Source organism: Pseudomonas sp. BF-B-15 (assembly GCF_019946675.1).
GTDB lineage: Bacteria > Pseudomonadota > Gammaproteobacteria > Pseudomonadales > Pseudomonadaceae > Aquipseudomonas > Aquipseudomonas migulae.
Genome location: NZ_JAGYFZ010000038.1, coordinates 19384 through 40065 on the forward strand (window position 1 = coordinate 19384; position 20682 = coordinate 40065).

Consider the following 20682-nt stretch of genomic DNA (forward strand, 5'->3'; position numbering starts at 1 on the left):
ACCCCGTGCACTCAGCGCCAGTGCACAGCAGGTGTCTGATTGACAGGACTGCTACTCATATCAGGGAGACACCAAGATGGTCGAAGAGATTTTGAAATCGAAGCTGGTCAATTTTCTGGTGCCCGACGCCCGAGTGGACTACGACACCGTGAGCGATCTGTACGACGAGGCGGGGAGTGTTGGCGCGGGGCAAAAGCGCTGTGCAATGCTGGCCTTGTCACGGACTTAACCCAACAGCTGCTCGCCGAGCAAAACGACCGCGATGATGATCATGGCCGTTCCGGAGAAACGACTGACACACCGGGCCGCGGCGGGGCGTGCTTGCAGTACGGCCTGTGAGCCGAATCCCACGAGCAAATAAATCACGCCACAACTGACCGTGTGGATGAGCCCCAGCGCAATCATCTGCATCGGCACAGGCCAGGCCGCTGCCGCGTCGGTGAATTGCGGCAACAGCGCCAAAAACAGCAAAAACACTTTCGGATTCAGCCCGCTCACACAAAGCCCCTTGATCGCCCAACGCTGCCAGGAGCCCGGCGCCTGAGCATCATCTGAGTGCGGTGTAGCGGGGCGGGCGAGCATGTTGATGCCCAACCACAGCAGATAACCGGCCCCGGCAACGGTCAGCACCGACAAGGCAACGGGATGGTTGGCTACCAGCGTGCCGACGCCCGCGGCAACGATCATCGTGGCAATCAAATGACCGGACAACAGCCCGCCCACGGCGGGTATCACGACCCGGCCCTTCAACCCCGCCGAAATCGCGTAAGCCCAATCTGCACCCGGCGTGATGACGAACAGAATCGACACCGCCCAAAAAGCCACGAAAACACTCAAGGTCATGGCGCTAACCACTTCTGCTGCTGATACACCGTGCTCTGCATCGTCCCGCTCCGAAAAATATGGATGCGAGGAAGAATAAGGAAATCTTGTTAGAATTTACTTTCAAAGATGATCATCAGAATGCGCAGAGTTGGGAGAAAATTCGAAATGGACAGGATTGATCGCAAGATTCTTTCTGAGCTGCAAAAGGACGGTCGCCTGTCGGTCACCGAGCTCGCCGAACGCGTGGGCCTGAGCCTTTCCCCTTGCCACCGACGCGTCCGGGCCCTGGAAGAGTCGGGTGTGTTGCTCGGCTACCGAGCACAACTGGACCCAAGCGCATTGGGCCTTAACTTTTCCGCAATGGTGTTTGCCACGTTGCGCGAGGGCGACCGCAAAGCGGTCGAGGCGTTCGAGACGGCGCTCGTCGACATCCCGCAGGTGGTCGATGCCCAGCGGTTGTTCGGCGAACCGGATTATCTGCTGCACGTCATCACTCAGGATTTGCCGGCCTTTCAACGGCTCTACGATGAAAGCCTTTCGACCTTGCCCAATGTGCAGCGGCTGACGTCGACGCTGGTCATGAAACGGGTGGTGCAGGACAGGCCTTTGCCCCTGTGATGAGAGAGGCGGGCAATGGGAAGCACACGATCCCGCGTGGATTTCAGGATTGCTGAAGAAGACGTAATGCTGGCTTAATTCATGTCCGGTGTTATCGCCTGCGTCGGAACCTGACGATAGGTTGCTGACAACTCAAATCCCATCGTAAGAGCCAATTGCAGCGACTACACTCCAGCCCATGAAACGCTATCTGCGGTTTTGCATCATTTTCATGATCAGCCTGGCGCTTCCCCTCAGCGGGATGGCGGGCGTTCAGGCACCGACAGAACCGTGCCCCATGAAGACGATGGGCATGGCGATGATGGACGGCATGGGAATGGACTGCTGCAACGACATGAAAAGCCCCACCGAGCATGGCAAGCCTTGCAAACCAGGCCAAGAATGCAAGACGGGCGGCATGCTGCAAGTCTCGATTATCAAGCCTCCCATAACCGCATTCAGCCCCGTAGCGCTTTCCTTCTTTAGCGATTCCCTGCCCGTGAAAACCCCGTCCGGGGTATGGCGACCGCCCCGCGTTTGATTCCTGTCCCACATCGAACCTCATTCCGCATTAGCGGGATGACCTGGCTGTGCGCATGTCTTTTGACGCGCGCAGTTGATGATCACAGGAATCGTAGACATGAACTCCAAGTGCTATTGCACAGGTTGGCCCCTCGTGGTCGGCCTGGCGGCAAGCGTACTGGCATTGCCGAGCTTCGCTGCCGCACTGACACTCGATGAAGCGTTGCGGCTGGCCGAAAACAATGCGCCGTCACTGACCGCACAAGACGCCAGGATTCAGGCTGCCAGCAGCGCTGCCATCCCGGCGGGTGAACTACCTGATCCCAAGTTGCTTCTGGGAGTGCAGAACTACCCCATAGGCGGTCCGGATCGCTGGAGCCTCGACCAGGATTTCATGACCATGCAAATGGTCGGGGTCCGTCAGGAGATGCCGAACAGCGACAAGCGAAAAGCGCGTATCGAGGTCGCCGATGCGGCTGTCGACCGCGCCGCCGCTGAGCGTCGGGTCGAACGTCTGAAGGTCCGCCAGTCCACCGCACTGGCCTGGATCAGCAGCTATTCAATCGAACGTAAAGATGCGTTGTTCCAGGACTTCTACAAAGAAAACCGCCTGCTGAGCGATACCGTCCGGGCCCGGATTGCTGGCGGCCGCGCCCAGCCCGCCGATGCGGTGACACCCAAACAGGAAGCCGCTCAGTTGGCAGAGCAGCAGGACGATCTGATTCTGCAGCGAGCCCAGGCCCGAGCCGCCCTCAAACGCTGGATTGGCTCAGCCGCCAACGACAAGCCTGTGGGCAGCCTGCCTGAATGGCCCGTCGATAGCTCAAGCTACTCCCATCAACTGCAACACCACCCGGAGCTGGCAGCGTTTGCGCCGATGACCCGCGAAGCGCAAGCCAAGGTTCGTGAAGCCGAGTCGGAGAAGCAATCGGATTGGAGTTGGGAGCTTGACTATCAGCATCGTGGCCGAGAGTTCGGCGACATGGTCAGCGTGCAGTTTTCCTGGGATCTGCCGTTGTTTCCTGACGCTCGCCAAAACCCGAAAATCGCAGCCAGACACGCTGAGCTCAACCAGCTTGAGGCCGAGCGCGAAGCCTTGTCACGCGAGCACACCCAGCAACTGGAAAACCAACTGGCTGACTACGAGCGCCTGAATCGTGCCGTGCACCGAAACCAGGAAAGCCTGTTGCCGCTGGCCAAGGAAAAGGTCGAACTCAGCATGGCCAGCTACCGGGCCGGCAAAGGCGATTTAGACACCGTTGTGACCGCCCGACGTGAACTCATCGAAGCCCGGCTCAAACAGATCGACGTGGAGGAGCAGCGCGCGCTGACCAGTGCGCGTTTGTATTTTGCTTACGGGGAGGCCAGCCAATGAAACTTGAAAAATGGAATGGGGCATTGCTGGTTAGCCTTTCGCTGGCATTAGGTGTTGCCGGTGGTTATGGGGTCGCGCACCAGCGTATGAGCGCAGCGCCAAATGCCGTGGCGGAGCAAGACATCAATGCTGTGCCCGAACGCAAAGCCCTGTATTGGTACGACCCGATGTACCCGCAGCAAAAGTTCGACAAACCGGGCAAGTCCCCCTTCATGGACATGCAACTGGTTCCCCAATACGCCAGCGGCGCAGGAGACCGGGCGACTGTCAGTATCGACCCGGGGGTGACACAGAATCTCGGGCTGCGTTTTGCGACTGTCACCCGTGGAGCCTTTCATTCCAGTCTCGACGTGACAGGTGTCCTGGCGCTCAACGAACGTGATGTTGCGGTGATTCAGGCACGCACCGCTGGCTTTGTGGAGCGAGTCTATGCCCATGCTCCCGGAGATGTGCTGAACGCCAACGCAGCGTTGGCGGATATTCTGGTGCCGGAATGGGCTGCGGCTCAGACGGAGTTCCTTGCCCTGAAGCGTAACGGCGACGCTGAGCTGTTGGCTGCAGCCCGCCAGCGACTGCAGCTCACCGGAATGCCGGCAGCGCTGATCACTCAGATAGAGCGTAGCGGTAAGGTTCAGCCATACCTGACGCTGACCAGTCCCATCGCCGGTGTGCTGCAAGCCTTGAACGTACGCACGGGCATGACCGTGGCGACGGGCGACACGCTGGCACGCGTCAATGGCTTGAGCAGTGTCTGGCTGGCCGTGGCCGTTCCAGAGTCGCAGACCGGATCGATCACAGTGGGGCAGACGGTCGAAGCACGGCTGCCAGCCTTTCCGGGGACCGTGCTCAACGGCGAGGTCAGCGCTATTTTGCCCGAGACCAGTGCGGACAGTCGCACCCTGCGTGTGCGGGTGGAACTGCCCAATCCGGACGGACACCTCAGGCCGGGTTTGACGGCGCAGGTGCGCCTGAACCGTTCGAGCGAACACAGTGTGTTGTGGGTGCCGAGCGAGGCGGTTATTCGCACGGGGCGACGGGCCTTGGTGATGCTCGCCGAAGACACTGGCCACTACCGCCCGGTAGAGGTGCAACCCGGGCAGGAAAGTGATGGCAAGACGGCCATTTTGAAAGGTCTGGAAGAAGGCTGGAAGGTGGTTACGTCTGGCCAGTTCCTGCTGGACTCGGAGGCCAGTCTCAAGGGCATTGTTGCCAGCACTGAGGACGAGTCGCCACCCAGCGCAGCAGCCTCCGGTATTCATGAGGCGGATGAGGAAAAATCGGGGAGCCAGCCATGATTGCGGCCCTGATTCGTTGGTCAGTCGCCAACCGGTTCCTGGTGTTACTGGCGACACTGTTCGTCACGGCGTGGGGCATATGGTCAGTGCAGAGCACACCCATCGATGCGCTGCCGGATCTCTCGGATGTTCAGGTGATTATCCGCACTCCATTTGCGGGCCAAGCGCCGCAGATTGTCGAGAACCAGGTGACCTATCCGTTGGCCACCACCATGCTCTCAGTGCCGGGAGCCAAGACGGTGCGTGGTTATTCCTTCTTCGGTGACAGCTTCGTTTACGTGCTGTTTGAAGACGGCACTGACGTGTACTGGGCCCGTTCGAGGGTGCTGGAATATCTGAGTCAGATACAAAGCCGGTTGCCGGCCAGCGCCAAACCGGCGTTGGGACCCGATGCGACGGGGGTGGGCTGGATCTATCAGTACGCACTGGTGGATCGCAGCGGTGGACACGACCTGGCGCAACTGCGCGCGCTTCAAGACTGGTTCCTCAAGTTCGAACTCAAGACCCTGCCCAACGTCGCGGAAGTGGCCACGGTGGGGGGCATGGTCAAGCAATACCAGGTGCAACTCGATCCGCTGAAACTGGCCAGCTTCGGCATCACTCAGACAGCGGTGACCGAGGCTATCGGCAAGGCCAATCAGGAAACGGGTGGCGCGGTACTGGAGATGGCAGAGACCGAGTTCATCGTGCGCGCTTCCGGTTATCTGAAGACGCTCAATGACTTTCGGGCGATCCCGCTCAAGTTGGGGGCGGATGGTGTGCCGGTGACCCTTGGCGATGTCGCCACTATTCAATTGGGACCGGAAATGCGGCGGGGCATTACCGAACTCGACGGCGAGGGCGAAACCGTCGGTGGCGTGGTGATTTTGCGCAGCGGCAAGAACGCTCGCGAGACGATTGCGGCGGTCAAGACCAAACTCAACGAACTGAAAAGCAGTTTGCCGGCCGGAGTGGAAATCGTCACCACCTACGACCGCAGCAAACTGATCGACCGCGCGGTGGAAAACCTCAGCCATAAGTTGATCGAAGAGTTCATTGTCGTCGCGCTGGTTTGCGGGATCTTCCTTTGGCACTTGCGCTCATCACTGGTGGCGATCATCTCCCTGCCGGTGGGCGTGCTGATGGCCTTCATCATCATGCGTTACCAAGGGATCAACGCCAACATCATGTCCTTGGGCGGGATTGCCATCGCCATCGGCGCCATGGTCGATGCTGCCGTGGTGATGATCGAGAATGCCCACAAGAAGATTGAGGCCTGGCACGCGGCCAATCCGGGGGAGGAACTGAAGGGCGAGCGTCATTGGCACGTCATGACCGAAGCAGCGGCAGAGGTCGGCCCGGCGCTGTTCTTCTGTTTGTTGATCATCACGTTATCGTTCATTCCGGTGTTCACCCTGGAAGCTCAGGAGGGGCGACTGTTCGGCCCGTTGGCGTTCACCAAAACCTATGCGATGGCCGCGGCGGCGGGGTTGTCGGTGACCTTGGTGCCCGTGCTGATGGGGTACTGGATTCGCGGGCGAATTCCCGGTGAGCAACAAAACCCGTTGAACCGCTGGTTGATCAGGATCTACCAGCCGGCCCTGGAGGCGGTGCTGCGCCGTCCCAAAGTCACCCTGCTGGTGGCACTGGTGGTGTTTGTCAGTGCGCTATGGCCAATGTCGCGCCTGGGCGGTGAGTTTCTCCCGCCTTTGGACGAAGGTGATCTGCTCTATATGCCTTCCGCTCTCCCGGGGTTGTCGGCACAGAAAGCTGCGCAGCTGCTGCAACAGACCGACCGCCTGATCAAGACGGTGCCCGAAGTCGAGCACGTGTTCGGCAAAGCGGGGCGTGCCGAAACTGCCACCGACCCGGCACCGTTGGAAATGTTCGAGACCACCATTCAATTCAAGCCACACGAGCAATGGCGGCCAGGCATGACCCAGGAAAAACTGGTGGAAGAACTGGATCGCGTGGTTCGGGTTCCAGGGCTGACCAATATCTGGATACCGCCGATTCGCAACCGTATCGACATGCTTGCCACCGGCATCAAAAGTCCGATCGGAGTGAAAGTCGCCGGCACCCAATTGACGGACATCGATGCTGTCACCCAGGCGGTCGAGCGGGTGGCCAAAGGCGTACCCGGTGTCAGTTCAGCGCTGGCCGAACGCTTGACCGGCGGCCGCTATATCGACGTGGATATCGACCGCAAGGCCGCCGCTCGCTACGGGCTGAATATCGCTGATGTGCAGTCCATCGTGGCCGGCGCTATCGGTGGTGAAAATGTCGGGGAGACTATTGAAGGGCTCGCACGTTTTCCGATCAACGTACGTTACCCGCGGGAGTGGCGTGACTCGCTCGGTGCCCTGGAGCAATTGCCGATCTACACGCCGTCAGGCATCCAGATCACCCTGGGGACAGTGGCCAACGTCAAAATCAGCGACGGCCCGGCGATGCTCAAAAGTGAAAACGCCAGGCCTTCAGGCTGGGTCTATATCGATGTGCGTGGCCGGGACATTGCCTCGGTGGTCGCTGATTTGCGCCATGCCGTAAACGAGCAGGTCAAGTTGCAGCCTGGCATGAGCCTGAGCTACTCAGGGCAGTTCGAGTTTCTCGACAGAGCCAATGCACGACTCAAACTGGTGGTGCCAGCCACGCTGTTGATCATCTTCGTGCTGCTCTACCTGACGTTTGCGCGCTTCGATGAGGCGTTGCTGATCATGGCCACGCTGCCATTCGCGCTGACTGGCGGGGCATGGTTCATCTATCTGTTGGGATTCAATCTGTCGGTCGCCACTGGTGTCGGCTTTATCGCCCTGGCCGGTGTTTCTGCCGAGTTTGGCGTGATCATGCTGCTCTATCTGAAAAGCGCCTGGGCAGAACGTGAAGACCTCGGCGACAGCACTGAGCGCGGCCTGAGTGCGGCGATTCGTGAAGGCGCTGTGCAGCGGGTTCGCCCCAAGGCCATGACCGTGGCCGTGATCATTGCCGGCCTGTTACCCATCCTGTTGGGCAGCGGAACCGGCAGTGAAGTGATGAGCCGCATTACCGCGCCCATGGTCGGCGGCATGATCACGGCTCCCTTGCTTTCCCTGTTTGTCATTCCGGCAGCCTATCGCCTGATGCGCCGCCGACATCTCGTCATTGAATCCACTCACCTTAAAGGAAAAGTCGTATGAAACTGACCCATATTGCAGTGGCAGGAACCTTGGTTGCGTTGTCTTTCTTGGCTCGTGCAGAGGACATGCCGGGTATGAAAATGGACGGTATGGAGGGCATGCAGACAAAGGAGACAAAGCAGGCGTCCGTCGCTAATGCCAATGGAACGATCAAGGCTATCGATGCTGCCAGGCACACGGTGACCATCTCCCACGGCGCAGTACCCGCCGTGCAATGGCCGCCGATGACCATGGCCTTTTCCGTGACGGATGATCAACTCGCCGGGCTGTCGGCCGGAGACCGTGTCTCGTTTGCTTTCCGGGTCGAGGGTGGCAGCGCGACGATTGTTTCAATCAAAAAATAGGGCAGCGGTGGTGCAAGTGGCCGGCACATTTTGTGTGCCGGTCGTAAGGACAGCTGACTTCAAGACGTGCGCGACTCTCGTGTTGCGCTGCTCAAACCCATAGCCGTTACACCGATGCGCGAGAACACCAGCCACACAAACAACAGCACACTGCAACCAACGAAAATGGACGCGACGCCAATCAACGGCTCGATGGCAGCAAAGCCCTTGAGCCGCAGCGTCAGTGCGCCAAGCATTACCGGGACGCCAATGTTGTACATCCAGAACTGTGCGGTAGCCGCGCGTCCTTCGGTGATTGACGGGTACGCTGTGCCGATGATGCCGAACAGGGCCATCGACACCCATCCCAACAGATTGACATGAGCATGTACCGCGAAAAGCGAGTGGTCGCCGGAAGCGCCCATCGCCACGCCCAGCATCACGCCAATGGCGAAGTAGAGGGCAGCGAGCCGAAACCAGGTCCGTGAACGGGGGTTGTGATTCATGGCATTCACCTCATGCGCCCAGTGGCGCGCTCAGTTGCTGAAATATAACGGGCGACCTCTTGTCGGTTGATTGTTGCGTGCCTATTATGAGACTCAAGTCTCATGAATAGACAGAGTCTCATATATTCCATGTCGATCCCGAAGTCAATCCCGTCTGAACCCGGTGGCGATTTGCAAGGCCGCGCCAACCAGAAACTGCGAACGCGTCAGGCGCTGATCGATGCCGCCATCGCCCTGCGCGACGAGGGCCAAAACCCGACGGTGGCGCAAGTGGCCGAGCGCGCGATGGTCTCGCGCGCCACGGCCTATCGCTACTTTCCCTCGACCGAGGCCTTGATCAGCGAGACGGCAGCGGATCGTGAAATGAAGCCGCTGGAGAGCTTCTGGCGGCCGGGCGACGATCCGGTCAAGGGCATCGGCCTGGCCGCGAACGCGTTGAACAAACTCTTGATCGACGACGAGATCGGCCTGCACGTGATGGAACGTTCGTTCATGTCGGTGTGGCTCGACAGCGAGACCCACGAGCCCCTGCGACCAGGCCGCCGGATGAGCTACATCGAACCGATCGTCGACTCGCTGAAGGACGTGCTCTCGCCCCGCGCACGCAAACGACTGAAGCAGGCGCTGTCGATCGTTATCGGCACCGAGGCGTTGATCGCCGTGCGCGACATCAGTGGCGCGAGCGTTGAAGAATCACTCGACACCGCTGCGTGGGCGGCGAGGGCGCTTGTTCGACAGGCGTTGCAGGAGAATGAAGAGGCGCGGCGCAAGCGCAATTCCATGTAGGCCGGGTTGCGGGTTTCTTCTGCGCGACACTGAGTTGCCTATGTTTGCTCAGGTAATGTGGGTGGCGGCTTTTGGCCGATAACAGGCAAGAGTCATGCCGCAGAATAGCGATGCCAGATCTTTTTATAGTTGAAAAAAAACGGGCGCCTTCTGCGCCCGTTTTCATTCACTCCTTCGCCAGCGCCCGCAATCGCCGACCAATCACATCCATCAAGTCACAGCCGTCGCGCAACGGAATGGCCAGCAGTTTGGAGAAGTCCGACAACACCACCGTGTCGCAACCAATCTCGGCACGAAAGGCGATGTTCTCCAGAACCTGAGTAACTGCGCGAATTCGGTAGTCAGCGGCGGCTTGCAATACGTCGAGTGGAGCTTCGGTGTCGATGAGCAGGGAAGCCGGAACCAGGTCGATTCCGGTGAGGGGCATGTATCGATTCATTTGAAGATCTCTGTTTGATTGGCTCAAAGGCCGTCACTCAGTCGTCGCCAAACGATTGGGTGGCAGCTGTGCGCAGGTTGGCGAACCGGCACAGAGAACACCGGCAGACCCGAAGGCCTCCCGCGCACAGCCGCCATTACAGCGGCCTTGCGGGTGCGGCGACCCCTGCAACAAAGCGTAGAGCCCTCGCATGTCGCCAAACACGAATCGCCATTTTGGGCGACGGGGCGGACTATAAGCTTCATCGGAACGGCGGGCAAGGTGAGGCGTTCCGAGGTTTGTGTAGGAATTTTTATAGCGTCCTGGGAGCGTTATGCCTCTTTCGTGGGCGAGTGTTATCGGCCAACAGCTGACTGTCGATTTCGTCTGAGGAGCATGCATGTGCATAGCATTTGACCAACTGCTTATTAGGATTAAAGTCTAAGGGAAAGATCGACCCCGTCAGTCTTTGATCCGCAACGGCTATCGCCACGCAGGTTCCTCAATGGCAGGTACAGAAACGGAGTATTGCTCATGATCAAATACCTTCGAATGATGGCAATGATTTCAATCCTCGCGATCACGGCGGGCTGCCAAATGGGTCAATCAACTTCCGCCTCTGATGCGATGGCTGCTAACGCGGAAATGGACCGCGAGGCGAAAGCGGCGTTACAGAGTTTGTATACCAAAACGCCGCAAGCGCGCGCCCTCGCGCAGCGAGCCAAGGGTATCCTCGTTTTCCCTGATGTGCTGAAAGCGGGCCTCATCGCCGGCGCACACCATGGCGAAGGCGAATTGATTGAGAACGGAAAAGTGACGGGGTACTACGCGACCACAGCAGCCTCATACGGCCTTCAGGCGGGCGTGCAGCGGTTTGGATACGTGATGTTTTTCATGACCTATTCAGCGATGAATGATCTGAAAAATGTTAATGGATTTGAGGTCGGCGTGGGCCCAAGCATCGTGGTCGTAGATTCAGGCATGGCCAAATCGATAACTACCTCGACGGCTCAATCCGATGTCTATGCGTTCATCTTTGATCAAAAGGGCTTAATGGCCGGGCTGGGATTGCAGGGTTCAAAAATTACCAGGCTCAATCGCTGAGGCCGTCTGCATGTCGCTTACACAGAATTTAGTTGTGTTGCATCGACCTGCTGAATTCACAGCCAAAAGCTGCCCCTCCAGAAGGAGCGCTTACGACCCAAAGGTGCCCTTGGCAGAGGGCTGCTAACGCTACACCGGAAACGAAAAAGCCCGCTGTTTAGCGGGTTTTTCGTTTCCGGCGGTGATTACCAGTTCATAGCATACATCTCCGGTCTTGAGTGGGGGGCACTTCAAATGAACTTTCAGCTCTTCGCAAGCCTGCAGCATTGCAGAGCGTACCGCCGGAACCTGGCTGACCACGTTCAGCAAGCCGTAGTCATGGATCATGCCGTTGTAGCGCACCGCAGTGACCGGCACGCCGGCTTGGTCCAGTTTGCGAGCATAGGCTTCCCCTTTGTCACGCAGCACATCGGCACTCGCGGTCTGGACCAGCGCTGGCGGCAGGCCTTTCAACTGCTCAGTGGTAGCGCGCAGCGGCGAGGCGTAGATCTCGGCACGTTGCTTGGGGTCGGTGGTGTAGTTGTCCCAGAACCACTTCATCATGTTCTTGGTGAGGAAGTGTCCCTCGGCGTACTGGTTGTACGACGCTGTCTCGAAGTTGGCGTCGGTCACTGGCCACAGCAGCACCTGGTACTTAATGGCCGGGGTACCTTTATCCTTGGCCATCAGGCTGACCACGGCTGCCATGTTGCCGCCGACGCTGTTGCCCGCTACCGCCAGGCGCTTACCGTCGACATTGATTTCCTTGCCGTGCTCGGCCACCCATTTGGTTGCACCGTAGGCCTGGTTGATCGCCGTCGGGTAGTGCGCTTCAGGGGACGGGGTGTAATTGACGAACACCGCCACCGCCCCGGACCCGACGACCAGATCGCGCACCAGGCGCTCATGGGTCGGGAAGTCGCCGAGCACCCAGCCACCGCCGTGGAAGTACATGAACACAGGCAAGGTCCCCTTCACACCCGCCGGACGCACGATGGTCAAGCTGATGTTCTGGCCGTCGACGGTGATGGTCTTCTCGCTGACATCCGCCTTGGGCAGTGTCAGTTTTACCCCGGCCTGAGCGCCGGTCAGTACCGCGCGGGCGTCCTTCGGCGAAAGCTGCTCGATGGGTTTACCACTGCCTGAGTTCAATGCATCGAGGAATGCCTGGGTGTTGTGTTCGACGCCAGAGTCAGCGAATGCGTTACCGATCGACAAGGCAAGGAGCGAGCCAACGAGTGTTTTGGTCAAGACGTTCATTTCATATCTCCTGTTTCTGGTGAGGCGGGAAGTTAGACGGTGACGTGCAGACGGACATCGACGTTGCCACGGGTTGCGTTGGAGTACGGGCACACTTGGTGGGCCGCCTCCACCAACGCTTGTGCATCGACTTGCTCCAGGCCTGGCAGGTTGATGTTCAGGTCGATATCCAGGCCAAAGCCGCCTGGGATCTGGCCAATGCCGACCCGCGCAGTGATCGAGGCGTCGGCTGGAATGCTGCGTTTGCTCTGGCTGGCGACGAACTTCAGTGCACCGATGAAGCAGGCCGAGTAACCAGCGGCGAACAGTTGCTCAGGGTTGGTGGCATCACCACCGACACCGCCCAATTCCTTCGGAGTGGCCAGTTTCACGTCGAGGTTCTTGTCGCTGGAGATGGCTCGGCCATCACGACCACCGGTTGCGGTTGCGACTGCGGTGTAGAGAACTTTCATGGCTTTCCTCACTTTTGAATGTCTTCGGGGGGATTCTGTTAGCGATTTAAATGTTTGCGTTATAACAATGCGCAATAAATTGCCGCTAAAAAATTTAGCGCGCAAATTTTTTAAAAAATCGTCTGTAGCTGTAACAATTTGATTTTCAAGGGGGTAAACCTCAGTCCGCTTGGGCTCGCCCGCGCGTTGATGGTGCCTTACCGTCTCAAGCAACGACCGGAATCGGGCAGATTGCTTGTTGCTGCCAAGCCTTCGGTGTCATGCCTTCAGCCTTCACGAATGTACGGCAGAAGTGAGATTGATCGCTGAAGCCGCATTCCAGAGCGATCTCTGTGAGCAACTTCGTGGAAGCCTTCATTAACTCTCTGCTCTTCATGACCCGCTGTTCACGCAGCCATCGCTGCGGGGAAATTCGGGTGCTTTCCTTGAATCTGCGTGAGAAGTGACTACGCGACAATGCGCAAGCTTCGGCTAGTTCAGTCACTGAAATGCCGGTATCCAGCCTGTCCAGCATCAGTTGTTTGGCAGTTCTTATCTGCCAGGATTTGAGCTGCCCTGTCGAAGCCAGTGTGAGAGTCGCCAGCACGGTAGATTTGTCCTTGTTCATACACATCCATTAATCCAGGTAACAGGATGCGAGTGCCTGACTCGAACAGCGCTGGGCATTGGAAATCCTCAGAGGTTCCAGGCCAGGCTCGTTGACTCGGTTCAGTCGACTGCGCACCCTTCGCAAGTCTGTGAACAGCCCCCAGGGCAGGGGCTGGCGATGGCTCAGACAGATGCAGCGACAGGCGCCAAGGTGGGGCCATGCTGAACGCGCTCAGGCGCCTTGTGCACCATGGTGTAGGCGTAGTCGACGCCCATGCCATATGCACCAGAATGTTCCTTTACCAGTTCCATTACGGCGTCGTAGGTGTCGCGGTTCTTCCAGTCCCGCTGCCATTCCAGCAGCACCTGCTGCCAGGTTACCGGTACCACGCCGGCCTGGATCATGCGCTGCATGGCGTAATCGTGGGCTTCTTTGGTGGTGCCGCCGGAGGCGTCTGCAACCATATAGATTTCATAGCCGGCATCGTTCATTGCCGACAGAGCGAAGGTGGCATTGCATACCTCGGTCCACAAGCCGGAGACGATGATCTTGTTGCGACCATTTCTCTTGAGTGCGTCGCGTACCTTCTGATCATCCCAGGAGTTCATGGAGGTGCGCTCCAGCAGCGGGGCGTCCGGGAACACAGCGAGTAGCTCGGGGTAGGTGTGACCTGAGAAGCTTTCTGTCTCAACCGTGGTGAAGGTGGTGGGGACATTAAAAATCTTCGCTGCCTTGGCCAAGGCAACGGTATTGTTTTTCAGCGTTTGCCGGTCAATGCTCTGAACGCCGAAGGCCATCTGTGGCTGCTGATCGATGAAGATCAGTTGGCTATTCAGCGGAGTCAGGACTTCAGTTTTAGGATTGCTCATTTTTGTTTCCTTTCGGCTTGATGATGTTCAGTCGCACAAGTCTCGGGGCCCGCACCTTGCAGGCATTACCGTAGCCACGAGTGCACTCCTCAGCGTCAGTGCTTGAGGACGAGCAAAAGATAACGAAACAAGGCGCCTTTCGGTGGCGCATTTTTGCGCTCCTGCCGGCTCATTTATGCGCCATAAAATGCGCGATCGCGCTGCTAGCATTCGCCCACCTATTCGGATCAAGTCGGTCCCTCATGTGCAGGAGAATGCAATGACAGCTTCACAACCGTTCAACAAGCAGACCGCCTACTGGGGCGTTTCCTGGGAGGAGGCGTATGGCTATCCGCAGGCACGGCGGGTAGGAAACGAGATCTACGTATCAGGTCAATTCAACCATGATGAGGCAGGTAATCTGGTAGCCCCGGCGCCGCTGAACGCCGACGGTAAGCCCAGTGATTTCTCTTCGATGGGAGAGCAGATGCGGGTCTCTTACGACAACATTTCGAAGCTGCTCGCCTTGTATGGCGCAACTATGCAAGATGTTGTCGAGGAAACGCTTTATGTGCTGGACATGGACGCTGCGTTCGCGGTAGTCGGCAAAGTGCGCAAGGCGACCTATGGCACTGAGCGGCCTCAGTGCGCGAGCAATATCATTGGGGTGTCGAGACTTGCCCAGCGTCCGCAGCTGATTGAGATCGTGTGCAAGGCCGTGATTGGCGCCCGAGACATCTGAGCTGCACTCCCGGTCTCGATTTAGGTGACCGGGAGTATCAATTGCCCCTCGACCAAGGGCTTTTGACTGGCCACGGCAGCGGCGCAGAAGGTCATGAATGCTTTGACTCGCCACGATTTTCGAATGTCCTGGTGAGTCAGCAACCACAACTCATCCTGAAGCTCTGGCACCACCGGGCCGGCGCGTACCAACCCTGGGGTTATGTCGCCCAACATGCAGGGAAGGAATCCAAATCCCAGACCCGCCGCGATTGCAGCGCTTGCTGCTGCAACAGAATCGGTGCGGTACGCTATGCGCTCAGCAGCGACTCTGCTTTCGACATAGCTTGTCGCCTTCAAACCGCAAAGCGCAGAGGAGTATGACACCCATGCCTGGCCCTCTTCGAAAAGGGGCAAGCCAGTCATCTGCTTGGCACAGCAGTAAGGTGCCCAGGCAATGTTCGCCAGTTTACGGCCCACCAGGCTTTCTGCAGGTTTTCTCGTCGCTCGAATCGCGATATCCGATTCATCCCGGGCGAGGCTAAGGGTTTCATTGCCCACCAGCACCTCGATGCTGATCCCCTCGTTCAGGGCCTTGAAGTCCGCGATGATGGGGGTGAAGAAGTACAGCAGCAGCGAGTCGCTGGTGGTAATTCGAAGTTTCCCGAGGGGGCCTTGGCCTGAACGTGAAACACGCCGCGTGACGCTGACAATATCCAGCTCCACTCGCTCGGCGAGTGCTCGCAATTCAGCACCCTCGGCGGTGAGCAGATACCCTGATTTGCGGTGATCGAACAGCGCGATGCCGAGCGTTCGCTCAACTTGAGCAACTCGGCGCGAAACGGTGGATACATTGATGCCAAGCTTCTTGGCCGTAGCCGAACGATTGCCGCAATCACTGAGCGTCTTGATGATGCGCAAGTCGTCCCACGAGAGCTGATTGACAGCCTCGCCGACGTCCCACTTCGTCCCATCAGGGGCAGCCGAGGCTTTTCCAGTTGGCGATTTCACACAGTTCGTTCCAGATGCAAAGGCGCTGATGATACGAGAAGAGGTTGGGTGAAGCAGCCACATTGTTCAGGCGATTGGTTGAAAACTGTTATGCCGACTGGCTGCTTTGGGTCGTTTTCAGCCGGTCACCACAGGCAGAAAACGGCCAGGAGCAGTCACTCAGTGCGCTTACAAAAGGAGGGAGGATTCAGTTGCCCATTCAACTGACCTTGCTGCGATACCAGACGGTAGTACGTTCATTATCAGCCTGGATTTTTCGTATTTCGAACTGCATTGATTCGTGCAGGACATGCCTCCAGCTGCTGCAGCCGTAGCGCTTGGGCGTCTGCGCTGGATAGGTACCACCAATCCAGCGAATGGATGCTTCCAATCGAGTCCAGCCACCTTCGGCAAGCTTGGTTTCTGCTTCACGTAAGCAGCAGCAAATCCCACTATCAGGCCAATCAACTGAGCCATCCACTCGGATACCGTCGAGCGCATCTTCAAATGCTTGGCTTTGTATAAACGAAGCCATTTTAGCTCGTGCCTCAATCATGTTTTTGGCCCAACGTTGCAGACTCAGGCAATGCCGATTGATGGTTTCGTAGCTTTCCTCCAGAAAACCATCCGCCGCCTGGCAGCCCGATTCAGACCAGAGATCGAAACGCTCAATGAAGTGGTGGACCAGGTTATTTCGCAGGTCAACCAGCTCCTTGAGGTCGGCCTTCATTGCCTCATAGTCCTCGGCTGTCATTTCCAACTGGTATTGATGCCTGAACCAGATCTGGTCACCGACATAGGCTTCGGTCTGTGACTCTTCTTCATTTGGGTGCGGCGGGGTCAGAAAGCTTTCGGTCAACATCCCGATCAATGTACCCATCGTCTTTTTCTTTGCACATGCGACCTTCTGGTCGCGGATGCTAGACAGCTGATCTGCAGGACCGGTCAGTTCGTAATGCGCGACAATGGCTTTCAGCTGCCGTTCGTATTGTTGCACGCGCATCAGACAGCGTCCGAGCTTGCGCTGCACGATGTGTTGAGTAGCAGGTACATCATCCGAGGGCACGGTAGTGACTTCATCCATGATCAACGACTCAGGCATAAGTGGTCGGACTGGAGCGTTCACCGCAATACGCTTGCCCTGCCAGGAAGGCTTGCAACGCGTAAATCGGACGCCTATCAAGCTCAGTGTAGGTTGAGTCAATCCGTTCGGACTTTTTCAAAAGAATTAGTCGATAGCTGCGTCTGTGCAGGCTTTCATCGAAAAAAAACGGGACGTCTATGTGTGATGACTCGCAGCGTCGGGCCTGGCTTGTGTGACAGTCGGCGCGCTTTAGCGGATGACTGAACTGAGCCCGCAAGGAGGAAGAAATACGTCATGAACGCCTTACTGGAATTACACGGTGCGCCCACAGGCAATTGCATCCGGGCAGCCATCGCCCTCGAAGAAGCGGGGCTGGCGTACACGGTTCGACTGGTGGATCTTTCAAAAGGCCAGCAAACAGGGGCGGATCATCGCTCCCTGAATCCGGCCGGAAAAGTCCCGGTATTGGTCGAACGAAAGGGCGATGAGCCTGCCTTTGTACTCACTCAGTCGAACGCGATCATTTTCTACGCTGCCGAAAAGGCTCCAGAGCGGCTCTTGCCCAGTGCCGCTGGCCACAGAGCTACGGTGTATGAGCGATTCTTCTTCTTTTTGACCGATGTCATCGCACCGGGCCATTCGGCGTTCTTCCTTCGCGGCCAAGGGCTCAACGATGGCTCTGCGCGGCTGGTCGAGCGCATGCTTTTGTCAATTGAGTTGGCTGAACAGTTCGTCAGTGCTGATGCTTATATGGCGGGAAGCTGTTTCTCCATCGCGGATATCGCGGCCTACAGCATCATGTCGTCAGTGGAAGCAGACATCCCGTGGGATCGCTTGCCCAAGCTTCGCCGCTGGTATGAAAGGGTGGGTGTTCGACCCAGCGTGGTCAGGGGATTTCAGGCATTCAGCTCGCGGTGAACTGTTGGCGTCCGGAAGGTTTAGAGGTTTTTGCTCAACGCATGCTTCAGTCCAGATATTTGTTTGTTGAACTCGGGCTGACAGCACCTATCTAAAAATGTGGGGTAACGTCCCACACAAAGATGCTGACTGGCTCTCAGGGATCGTGCGGAAACCGCAGTTGCTGGTTAATGCTGCAGATTTATGGCCGTGCCGGTTGGCTGGCCGCTCCAAAGGGCGGCCGGGAACTCACTGGATATTGCGTTCGATAGGGACATGACTGCGCAACTCCAAGCGGAGGTGCATCATGCTGATCAAGAAATGTTTGTTGGCTCTGGCAATTGGCGGGGTCCTGTCGGCATCGACTGTTCTAGTGCCCGATTACATCAGTAGTTTCTCCAGCGTGTATGCCAAAGATGGCAGCGGTGGTGGCGGCGGTAACAGCGGAGGCGGTGGTGGTCACGGCGGCGGCGGTGGCTCCGGTAGTGGAGGCTCCGGAGGCAGTGGTCACGGTGGCAGCGGCCATGGAGATGGTGGTGGTCATGGTGCATCAGGCCATGACGGTGACGGTCATGGTGGTGTTGCCGGGAACAGAGGCTCAGGCAACGCGCATGACAACGATGCCGCAGATGCAGCCAGGGACGCTGCCAGAAACGATGCAAATGCAGCCAGAGATGCTGCCAGAGCTGATGCAGATGCAGCCCGGGATGCTGCAAGGGCTACTGCAAATGCAGCCAGAGATGCCGCCAGAGCTGAGGCGGATGCAGCCAGGGATGCTGCAAAAGCTGCTGGCATACCGGGCGCAGATGCAGCCAGAGATGCTGCCCGGGCCGCTGCCGACGCAGCCAGGGACGCTGCCAAAGCAGAAGCCGATGCGGCCAGAGATGCCGCCCGTGCTGCTGCAGATGCGGCCAGGGACGCTGCCAAGGCTGAGGCAAACGCAGCCAGAGAGGCTGCCAAAGTCGAGGCGAGGGCCGCCAGAGAGGATGTGGCGGACGCCCCGGACGCACCAGACGCGCCGGATATCGACGCGGTTGAGGTACAAAACTAGGCCTGCACGTTCTGCAATGAACATGGCAGGCATTCCCGTAGCAAACGTCCGAGAGTTTGAAGGACGTATTGGCAATAAGTCGCAAGCCCTGAAGTGTCACGGGGCTTGCGATTTTTTTTGACCGATTTCTGCCGGCCTTTATCGGCAGCATTGGGTCGAAAACTGCCTCTGGCTCTCATGTTTGAGTGGGCGCCCGTACCTTATAAATACCCGTCAGCGACAAAGAGTATCTGCCAATCCTCTGGCCTGCTGAGTCGCAGCCTCACGCGCGCCAAGATCAACGTCTTCCCCCAGGATGGTCTTCTCCACAATCACCGAATGCACATCGGTCACGCCGATGAATTGCAGCCAGGCTTCTACGTAGGGCTTCTGGAAGTCGAAGCGTTCCGCCGGTGTGATCGACTGCGCTGAAAAATCCAGGCCTCGGGCGTACGCCACTACGGCGATTTTGTTGTGCAGCATGCCTTCCAGACCGCGTTCCGGATCGAAGCTGAACAGGATGTCTTTCTGCGATACCAGGTCGATGAAATGCTTGAGCTTGTACGGGATGCTGAAATTCCAAAGCGGTACGGACATCACGAGTACATCCGCGCGATGCAGGTGCGCAGCCAGGTCCTTCAAGGTGTTCCAGGCCTCTTGTTGCGCCGGGGTCAAGGCAGTGCCGCTGAGTCCTGCGTATTTGGCTTCCATTGCCAGGTCATCGAATTCCGGCAACGCCATGTTCCAGAGGTCGAGAGTGATGATGTCGGTGTCCGGGGTGTTTTCTCGATAACGCGCAATGAAGCTGCGGGCGACTTCAAGGGACGCCGAGCGCTGCTTGCGTGGGGAGCATTCGATATGGAGCAGGGTAGTCATGGCACGCCTCGAGTGGTGGGGTAGGGAGGCATTGCAACATAGTTATATTTGAAATATAAATCGTAAATTACTAGTCGATTAATCACGTATAAAACTATGTTCGATTCGCTGCTACTCAAAACATTTGTCGCTGTGGTCGACGAAGAAGGCTTCAGCCGTGCAGCGCAAAAGCTGCACCTGACTCAGTCTGCGGTCAGCGGCCATGTGCGGCGATTGGAAGAACAGATTGGTAAACCCCTGTTGACGCGTACCACCCGTTCCCAGCAACTGACGCCCGATGGCGAGCGCTTGCTCTCTTATGCGCGCACGATCCTTGTGCTGAACCGTGATGCCTGGGCGGAACTGACGCGTACGCCATTTCACGGGCGGCTGCGGATCGGAATATCCGAGGATTTTGTCGAATCCCGACTACTGCGCGCTTTTCAGGAATTCGCGGCGCAGTACCCAGGGATGGAGATCGACGTGCAGGTGAGCATTCCCGGTACGTTGCTGGCGCTGATGAAGCAAGGGCATCTGGAGTTGGTCATCGGCTCACTGTGCGAAACCAGCGAAGCGGGGAAATTGTTGTGGCAAGAGCCGCTGGTGTGGGCCTGGTCGGCGCAACCCGTCACCCGGTTACCGACGCCGTTGCCGCTGGCCCTGTTCCCCGAGCCGTGCCCTTATCGCGAGGTTGCGTTGAAGCGACTGGCTCAGGCGGGGATCGCCCAACGCACCGCGATGTTATGCAGCAGCACCGCCGGGTTGCGGGCGGCGGCGCTTGCAGGCTTCGCGGTTGCGCCCATGACACTCAGTCAGTTGGGGCAAGGGCTGGTGGTTCTTGGGGCTGAACAAGGGTTGCCGGAGTTGCCGGATGCAGAGTTTCGGCTGTTTACCTCGCCTGAAGCGGATCAGGCGATGGTGGCGGCGGTTACTCAGCTCATCGTGGAGTATTGCTCCACGCGCAGGGCTTAACGGTCATTTCAAAGGTCAGTATTGAATGCGCTTGGTCGAAACCTTCATTGGTTGCGGACGCTCAGGCTTCACTTGGGAAGCACTGAGCGAATATCCGATT

General features: G+C 57.9%; 22 protein-coding genes and 1 pseudogene. 13 read left to right on the plus strand and 10 right to left on the minus strand.

Annotation, left to right across the window (positions count from 1 at the left end; genetic code table 11):
- Positions 1-76: 76 nt before the first annotated feature.
- Positions 77-229: a hypothetical protein gene (locus KGA97_RS14385; RefSeq protein WP_192228847.1), complete on the plus strand. Its 153-nt coding sequence runs from the start codon at positions 77-79 to the stop codon at positions 227-229.
- On the opposite strand, the gene KGA97_RS14390 is transcribed toward KGA97_RS14385, so the two are convergent.
- The gene (locus KGA97_RS14390) at positions 226-843 is read right to left on the minus strand and encodes a LysE family translocator (protein WP_008035576.1); all 618 of its coding nucleotides are present in this window, start codon (positions 841-843) and stop codon (positions 226-228) included. The genes KGA97_RS14385 and KGA97_RS14390 overlap by 4 nt on opposite strands.
- 147 nt (positions 844-990) lie before the next feature.
- Between KGA97_RS14390 and KGA97_RS14395 the strand changes: the two genes are divergently transcribed.
- From KGA97_RS14395 to KGA97_RS14420, 6 genes are all read left to right on the plus strand, one after another.
- Positions 991-1443: an Lrp/AsnC family transcriptional regulator gene (locus KGA97_RS14395; RefSeq protein ID WP_008035574.1), complete on the plus strand. Its 453-nt coding sequence runs from the start codon at positions 991-993 to the stop codon at positions 1441-1443.
- Positions 1444-1621: 178 nt separating this feature from the next.
- Complete coding sequence (locus tag KGA97_RS14400) at positions 1622-1963, plus strand: hypothetical protein (RefSeq protein WP_207286569.1); 342 nt, start codon at positions 1622-1624, stop codon at positions 1961-1963.
- A gap of 99 nt (positions 1964-2062) precedes the next feature.
- Entirely contained in the window at positions 2063-3319 is a 1257-nt protein-coding gene (locus tag KGA97_RS14405; protein WP_223480970.1) for a TolC family protein, read from the plus strand.
- Positions 3316-4614, plus strand: coding sequence for an efflux RND transporter periplasmic adaptor subunit (locus KGA97_RS14410; RefSeq protein WP_223480971.1), 1299 nt, complete (start codon positions 3316-3318; stop codon positions 4612-4614). The genes KGA97_RS14405 and KGA97_RS14410 overlap by 4 nt, the downstream gene beginning before the upstream one ends.
- A complete protein-coding gene (locus tag KGA97_RS14415) occupies positions 4611-7769 on the plus strand; it encodes an efflux RND transporter permease subunit (protein WP_223480972.1) in 3159 nt (1052 codons plus the stop codon). Before KGA97_RS14410 ends, KGA97_RS14415 begins: the two co-directional genes overlap by 4 nt.
- Entirely contained in the window at positions 7766-8113 is a 348-nt protein-coding gene (locus KGA97_RS14420) for a copper-binding protein (protein WP_223480973.1), read from the plus strand. The genes KGA97_RS14415 and KGA97_RS14420 overlap by 4 nt, the downstream gene beginning before the upstream one ends.
- 59 nt (positions 8114-8172) lie before the next feature.
- On the opposite strand, the gene KGA97_RS14425 is transcribed toward KGA97_RS14420, so the two are convergent.
- Complete coding sequence (locus tag KGA97_RS14425) at positions 8173-8598, minus strand: hypothetical protein (protein ID WP_223480974.1); 426 nt, start codon at positions 8596-8598, stop codon at positions 8173-8175.
- Positions 8599-8727: 129 nt separating this feature from the next.
- Here KGA97_RS14425 and KGA97_RS14430 point away from each other — a divergent pair, with 129 nt between their 5' ends.
- Entirely contained in the window at positions 8728-9384 is a 657-nt protein-coding gene (locus tag KGA97_RS14430; RefSeq protein ID WP_223480975.1) for a TetR/AcrR family transcriptional regulator, read from the plus strand.
- A 166-nt stretch (positions 9385-9550) separates the two neighbouring features.
- Here KGA97_RS14430 and KGA97_RS14435 read toward each other — a convergent pair whose 3' ends face one another.
- Positions 9551-9823 (minus strand): hypothetical protein, encoded by a 273-nt coding sequence (locus tag KGA97_RS14435; RefSeq protein ID WP_008035545.1) that lies wholly within the window; start codon positions 9821-9823, stop codon positions 9551-9553.
- Between the two features lie 513 nt (positions 9824-10336).
- On the opposite strand from KGA97_RS14435, the gene KGA97_RS14440 reads away from it, so the two are divergent.
- The gene (locus tag KGA97_RS14440; RefSeq protein ID WP_008024532.1) at positions 10337-10906 is read left to right on the plus strand and encodes a YSC84-related protein; all 570 of its coding nucleotides are present in this window, start codon (positions 10337-10339) and stop codon (positions 10904-10906) included.
- A 228-nt stretch (positions 10907-11134) separates the two neighbouring features.
- On the opposite strand, the pseudogene KGA97_RS14445 reads toward KGA97_RS14440, so the two are convergent.
- From KGA97_RS14445 to KGA97_RS14460, 4 genes and pseudogenes are all read right to left on the minus strand, one after another.
- Positions 11135-12145 (minus strand): annotated as a pseudogene (locus KGA97_RS14445) (alpha/beta hydrolase); the annotation flags it as partial.
- Positions 12146-12177: 32 nt separating this feature from the next.
- Positions 12178-12597 (minus strand): organic hydroperoxide resistance protein, encoded by a 420-nt coding sequence (locus KGA97_RS14450; RefSeq protein ID WP_008037816.1) that lies wholly within the window; start codon positions 12595-12597, stop codon positions 12178-12180.
- Between the two features lie 205 nt (positions 12598-12802).
- Positions 12803-13204: a helix-turn-helix domain-containing protein gene (locus KGA97_RS14455; RefSeq protein WP_008037815.1), complete on the minus strand. Its 402-nt coding sequence runs from the start codon at positions 13202-13204 to the stop codon at positions 12803-12805.
- A gap of 164 nt (positions 13205-13368) precedes the next feature.
- Positions 13369-14055 carry a hydrolase gene (locus KGA97_RS14460; RefSeq protein ID WP_008020170.1) on the minus strand — a complete coding sequence of 229 codons (687 nt, stop codon included), beginning with the start codon at positions 14053-14055 and terminating at the stop codon, positions 13369-13371.
- A 259-nt stretch (positions 14056-14314) separates the two neighbouring features.
- On the opposite strand from KGA97_RS14460, the gene KGA97_RS14465 reads away from it, so the two are divergent.
- Positions 14315-14776: a RidA family protein gene (locus tag KGA97_RS14465; RefSeq protein ID WP_008037812.1), complete on the plus strand. Its 462-nt coding sequence runs from the start codon at positions 14315-14317 to the stop codon at positions 14774-14776.
- Positions 14777-14796: 20 nt separating this feature from the next.
- Here the strand turns inward: KGA97_RS14465 and KGA97_RS14470 are convergent, their stop codons facing one another.
- Together KGA97_RS14470 and KGA97_RS14475 are read right to left on the minus strand one after the other, a co-directional pair.
- The gene (locus KGA97_RS14470; protein ID WP_223480976.1) at positions 14797-15765 is read right to left on the minus strand and encodes a LysR family transcriptional regulator; all 969 of its coding nucleotides are present in this window, start codon (positions 15763-15765) and stop codon (positions 14797-14799) included.
- Between the two features lie 199 nt (positions 15766-15964).
- Positions 15965-16828, minus strand: a complete 864-nt coding sequence (locus KGA97_RS14475; RefSeq protein ID WP_223480977.1) for an OST-HTH/LOTUS domain-containing protein — start codon at positions 16826-16828, stop codon at positions 15965-15967.
- A gap of 294 nt (positions 16829-17122) precedes the next feature.
- On the opposite strand from KGA97_RS14475, the gene KGA97_RS14480 reads away from it, so the two are divergent.
- Together KGA97_RS14480 and KGA97_RS14485 are read left to right on the plus strand one after the other, a co-directional pair.
- A complete protein-coding gene (locus tag KGA97_RS14480) occupies positions 17123-17746 on the plus strand; it encodes a glutathione S-transferase family protein (protein WP_192420922.1) in 624 nt (207 codons plus the stop codon).
- Positions 17747-18032: 286 nt separating this feature from the next.
- On the plus strand, positions 18033-18776 hold the full coding sequence (locus KGA97_RS14485; RefSeq protein WP_223480978.1) for a hypothetical protein: 744 nt from the start codon (positions 18033-18035) through the stop codon (positions 18774-18776).
- Positions 18777-18989: 213 nt separating this feature from the next.
- On the opposite strand, the gene KGA97_RS14490 is transcribed toward KGA97_RS14485, so the two are convergent.
- Positions 18990-19631: an FMN-dependent NADH-azoreductase gene (locus KGA97_RS14490; RefSeq protein ID WP_223480979.1), complete on the minus strand. Its 642-nt coding sequence runs from the start codon at positions 19629-19631 to the stop codon at positions 18990-18992.
- 96 nt (positions 19632-19727) lie between these two features.
- Here KGA97_RS14490 and KGA97_RS14495 point away from each other — a divergent pair, with 96 nt between their 5' ends.
- Positions 19728-20582 carry a LysR family transcriptional regulator gene (locus KGA97_RS14495; RefSeq protein WP_223480980.1) on the plus strand — a complete coding sequence of 285 codons (855 nt, stop codon included), beginning with the start codon at positions 19728-19730 and terminating at the stop codon, positions 20580-20582.
- Positions 20583-20682 lie beyond the last annotated feature (100 nt).

Excerpts from the sequence above, each read along its gene's own strand:
- KGA97_RS14385 (WP_192228847.1), top strand. The coding sequence starts at position 77 with ATGGTCGAAGAGATTTTGAAATCGAAGCTGGTCAATTTTCTGGTGCCC.
- KGA97_RS14390 (WP_008035576.1), bottom strand. The coding sequence starts at position 843 with ATGACCTTGAGTGTTTTCGTGGCTTTTTGGGCGGTGTCGATTCTGTTC.
- KGA97_RS14395 (WP_008035574.1), top strand. The coding sequence starts at position 991 with ATGGACAGGATTGATCGCAAGATTCTTTCTGAGCTGCAAAAGGACGGT.
- KGA97_RS14400 (WP_207286569.1), top strand. The coding sequence starts at position 1,622 with ATGAAACGCTATCTGCGGTTTTGCATCATTTTCATGATCAGCCTGGCG.
- KGA97_RS14405 (WP_223480970.1), top strand. The coding sequence starts at position 2,063 with ATGAACTCCAAGTGCTATTGCACAGGTTGGCCCCTCGTGGTCGGCCTG.
- KGA97_RS14410 (WP_223480971.1), top strand. The coding sequence starts at position 3,316 with ATGAAACTTGAAAAATGGAATGGGGCATTGCTGGTTAGCCTTTCGCTG.
- KGA97_RS14415 (WP_223480972.1), top strand. The coding sequence starts at position 4,611 with ATGATTGCGGCCCTGATTCGTTGGTCAGTCGCCAACCGGTTCCTGGTG.
- KGA97_RS14420 (WP_223480973.1), top strand. The coding sequence starts at position 7,766 with ATGAAACTGACCCATATTGCAGTGGCAGGAACCTTGGTTGCGTTGTCT.
- KGA97_RS14425 (WP_223480974.1), bottom strand. The coding sequence starts at position 8,598 with ATGAATCACAACCCCCGTTCACGGACCTGGTTTCGGCTCGCTGCCCTC.
- KGA97_RS14430 (WP_223480975.1), top strand. The coding sequence starts at position 8,728 with ATGTCGATCCCGAAGTCAATCCCGTCTGAACCCGGTGGCGATTTGCAA.
- KGA97_RS14435 (WP_008035545.1), bottom strand. The coding sequence starts at position 9,823 with ATGAATCGATACATGCCCCTCACCGGAATCGACCTGGTTCCGGCTTCC.
- KGA97_RS14440 (WP_008024532.1), top strand. The coding sequence starts at position 10,337 with ATGATCAAATACCTTCGAATGATGGCAATGATTTCAATCCTCGCGATC.
- KGA97_RS14450 (WP_008037816.1), bottom strand. The coding sequence starts at position 12,597 with ATGAAAGTTCTCTACACCGCAGTCGCAACCGCAACCGGTGGTCGTGAT.
- KGA97_RS14455 (WP_008037815.1), bottom strand. The coding sequence starts at position 13,204 with ATGAACAAGGACAAATCTACCGTGCTGGCGACTCTCACACTGGCTTCG.
- KGA97_RS14460 (WP_008020170.1), bottom strand. The coding sequence starts at position 14,055 with ATGAGCAATCCTAAAACTGAAGTCCTGACTCCGCTGAATAGCCAACTG.
- KGA97_RS14465 (WP_008037812.1), top strand. The coding sequence starts at position 14,315 with ATGACAGCTTCACAACCGTTCAACAAGCAGACCGCCTACTGGGGCGTT.
- KGA97_RS14475 (WP_223480977.1), bottom strand. The coding sequence starts at position 16,828 with ATGGATGAAGTCACTACCGTGCCCTCGGATGATGTACCTGCTACTCAA.
- KGA97_RS14480 (WP_192420922.1), top strand. The coding sequence starts at position 17,123 with ATGAACGCCTTACTGGAATTACACGGTGCGCCCACAGGCAATTGCATC.
- KGA97_RS14485 (WP_223480978.1), top strand. The coding sequence starts at position 18,033 with ATGCTGATCAAGAAATGTTTGTTGGCTCTGGCAATTGGCGGGGTCCTG.
- KGA97_RS14490 (WP_223480979.1), bottom strand. The coding sequence starts at position 19,631 with ATGACTACCCTGCTCCATATCGAATGCTCCCCACGCAAGCAGCGCTCG.
- KGA97_RS14495 (WP_223480980.1), top strand. The coding sequence starts at position 19,728 with ATGTTCGATTCGCTGCTACTCAAAACATTTGTCGCTGTGGTCGACGAA.